General features: G+C 53.0%; 3 protein-coding genes and 2 pseudogenes. 4 read left to right on the top strand and 1 reads right to left on the bottom strand.

Annotated features, from left to right (window positions below; all coding sequences use genetic code 11):
- The 3 genes and pseudogenes from CLV89_RS22185 to CLV89_RS22175 form a co-directional block, all read left to right on the top strand.
- On the top strand, positions 1–361 hold a 361-nt coding region (locus CLV89_RS22185; RefSeq protein ID WP_106165743.1), incomplete at its 5' end, for a response regulator.
- A gap of 120 nt (positions 362–481) precedes the next feature.
- The gene (locus CLV89_RS22180; protein WP_106165742.1) at positions 482–1,240 is read left to right on the top strand and encodes a response regulator; all 759 of its coding nucleotides are present in this window, start codon (positions 482–484) and stop codon (positions 1,238–1,240) included.
- 290 nt (positions 1,241–1,530) lie between these two features.
- Positions 1,531–1,647 (top strand): annotated as a pseudogene (locus CLV89_RS22175) (transposase); the annotation flags it as partial.
- 237 nt (positions 1,648–1,884) lie between these two features.
- On the opposite strand, the gene CLV89_RS22170 reads toward CLV89_RS22175, so the two are convergent.
- The gene (locus CLV89_RS22170) at positions 1,885–2,901 is read right to left on the bottom strand and encodes an IS110 family RNA-guided transposase (protein WP_106165741.1); all 1,017 of its coding nucleotides are present in this window, start codon (positions 2,899–2,901) and stop codon (positions 1,885–1,887) included.
- Positions 2,902–2,968: 67 nt separating this feature from the next.
- Here CLV89_RS22170 and CLV89_RS22165 point away from each other — a divergent pair.
- Positions 2,969–3,063 (top strand): annotated as a pseudogene (locus CLV89_RS22165) (transposase); the annotation flags it as partial.

The raw sequence follows: 3,063 nt of genomic DNA, 5'->3' as shown, positions 1-3,063 counted from the left end.
ACGTGCATTGTCAAAAGTTGATCCGGATGCATTTGTAATCAGAGCAGTGGATGGTGTAGAGGCGCTGGAAATTATCGACGCCGATAATATTCCTAGACCCTATTTCATAATGCTCGATGTCAACATGCCTCGTATGAATGGACATGAGTTTCTGCAAAAACTACGGATGAACAAAAGGGACTCTGGAAGCATGGTGTTTATGTTCACAACATCTGACAGCGCTCGAGATATCGCCAAAGCCTATAGCGAGAGAGTAAACGGCTACATTGTTAAGCCGCATGGAAAGGCCGGCATGCATAGCATACTGGATACTATTAGAGGCTATTGGAACATCTGTGAACCACCCATGAATGCAGCCTAGCTTCTGACTTGCATCAAACCTGACCGGATGTAATCGGTCGATCCTACTCAAACAGAACTATGCTCTAGCGCTGATCGCAACTGAGACAGGCCTCTCGCCACTAAATAGGGAATCCACGTCATGACGTCAGATCGACCTCTCGGAAATCGGGATCTACTACCATCGCACCTCAGGACTGAAATCGGCATTGAGGGGACAGCTGTTAGCAAAACACGTCTCAAGGTTCTGACGCTGGATGACGATAACGTGGACAGAATGCGTTTGATTCGTATCTGTGAGAAATCGGGGATGAGTTTTGAATATTCAGAAGCGGAAAACTTGAGCCAACTACGGTCTCTTTTGGACCAAGAACCCTTCGACATTGTGTTCCTGGATCACAACCTAGGACGTGATAGCGGACTGGACGCACTCCATATGGTCATCTCACATGAAGACCAGTCCGGGGCGATTCCGATTATGGTCACCGGCGCCAACGATCTTAAAATCGCAATGGATGCGATGCGGAATGGATGTGCCGACTATCTCGTAAAGGAAGAGCTAACAGTGGCTTCGTTAACAAAATCGGTTGCGACTGCGGTTGAACGGCGCATGCTCTATGCTGAAATTTCCGCTAGCAAGATGGTTAATCGCGAAGTCGCTAAAGTCGTTCAGCGATTCATGCTCACTTGTGGACCAGATATCCGGGATATCTTGAAGAATTCAATCAAGAAAACTCGTGGTATGAAGGCATTGATCCGTAACGACGAGACGCTCGACCCGCAGATTCTGTCTGATCTGACGGTCTTAGAGAGAGGGTGTCTAGATCTCACAACATTCGTTGACGATTTGGATAGCGTCCTGCACGGACTTCGGGCCAGTGCGCGTGATCCGAACCACTAGCTGTGTCCGTTTTGGCGAAGATCTCCTGCAGCGTTCGGCCAGCTCCAACGTGTGTGCAGTGCTATTTTGATCGCCAACGAAGATGTGAACTTCCGCTCCGGAAGTCGGGCGGATTTGTTCGTGCTTGCAACCGGGCACCGCTGAAATTCACATGACCTTTGTGATTGAGCTGGCTGCCGTTCGATGATGATTTTTGGCGGCACCTGCGGCGAAGGGCGGCTCTTTTGACCTGCTGCCCTGAAAAGTCCGCGGTTTGAAGTTAGCCTGTTCTCCAAACGAGGAGACAGACGATGCGGAAGAGCCGTTTCAGCGAAGAGCAGATCATTGGGGTCCTGAAGGAGCACCAAGCCGGGATGGGCGCCAAAGAGCTCTGCCGGAAGCACGGCATCAGCGATGGCACGTTTTACATCTATGGATGTCTCTCCCTTTGCAAGATTTTCGCTGATCTGTTCCACCGCCAGGTCCCAGGTTGCAAACATCTATCCGGCGTCACCCTTCGATGGTGCGCCCAAATGGGAATTCCGCGTGGTGAGCCTCAACAAATGGTCGGCCTCAGCAGGCCATTATAAAAGCCAGGTTCCTCACACACCGGAGTTTGCCGGTCGGTTCATTTCATTGATCTTCTTGCAATCCTTGTTGCGTGCTTAAGCGTGGGCGCGGAACTCTTCGTTTCTGTTCAGCATGGCCCAGATGATCCGGGCGTTTTTGTTGGCCACGGCGACGATAGCGCGGTTCATACCGCGTCGTTCGCGAAGGCTGTTGACCCATTGACTGAAGGGGTCCGTCTTTCGCTGCGCTACACGGACTACTGATCGGGCACCATGGATCAGAAGGGTTCGGAGATGTCTGTCTCCGCGTTTGCTGATCCCCATGAGTAGCCTCTTGTCGCCGCTTGAGTGCTGCCGTGGAACCAGCCCCATCCATGCGGCCAGATGTCGGCCGTTCTTGAACTCACGGCCATCGCCCACGGCTGCGACAACAGCGGTCGCTGTCTTTGGGCCGACACCGCAGATGCGTGCGATCCGGCGGCAATCCTCATTGGACTTGAACACTGCATCAATGCGGCGGTCGAAGGTTGTGATCTGAGCATCAATCTGTCCCAAGAAGTCGAACAAGTCGCCAATGATCTCTCGGCTCATTGCGCTCAGCCCGTTCGTCTGGTTCTCAAGTATCTCTGGGATGGCCCGCCGTGCCCGTCCGGTCGATAAAGCGATAGGTATGCCGCGGTCCAACAGCAGGTCCCGCATTTGGCTCACGAGTGCGGTCCTGTGATTGACGAGGCGGCGGCGCGCCCGATGCAGGGCCTGAATATCCTGTTGTTCTTCTGATTTGGTCGGCACGAACTTCATGTTCGGAAGCATCAAGGCGGTACAGATGGCCTCGGCATCGTTCTGATCGTTCTTTTGATGCTTGACGAAGGGCTTGACATACTGCGGCGCGATCACCTTGACCGTATGGCCAAGCGCCTCGAACTGCCTCTGCCAATAAAATGCCCCTGTGCAGGCTTCGACACCAATGACACAGGGCTCCAGTTCAGCAATCTCGGCGAGTAATCCTTCTCGGCGGAGGCGGCGTTTCAATACGGCCTGTCCGTTAGCGTCGACTCCATGCAACTGGAACACGTTCTTGGCCAAATCAATTCCAATGAATGCGACTGTCATATCTCTCTCCATTCTACTGCGTCACACCCGCAGCGTTGCTGATTGCGGGAGAGACATCCATCCCATTAAGTGGCGCTCGAAGTATGGCGGCATGGAAGTGTCGGAGGCCAAACGGCTGAAGGCGCTGGAGGTTGAGAATGCAAAGCTGAAAAAGATGCTGGC

It is taken from the genome of Tritonibacter scottomollicae, from assembly GCF_003003215.1.
Lineage (GTDB): Bacteria > Pseudomonadota > Alphaproteobacteria > Rhodobacterales > Rhodobacteraceae > Epibacterium > Epibacterium scottomollicae.
This window is presented reverse-complemented; position numbering and strand designations above follow the sequence as displayed.

Bases quoted from the DNA above. Each gene is read 5' to 3' on its own strand.
- CLV89_RS22180 (WP_106165742.1), top strand. From the start codon at position 482: ATGACGTCAGATCGACCTCTCGGAAATCGGGATCTACTACCATCGCAC.
- CLV89_RS22170 (WP_106165741.1), bottom strand. From the start codon at position 2,901: ATGACAGTCGCATTCATTGGAATTGATTTGGCCAAGAACGTGTTCCAG.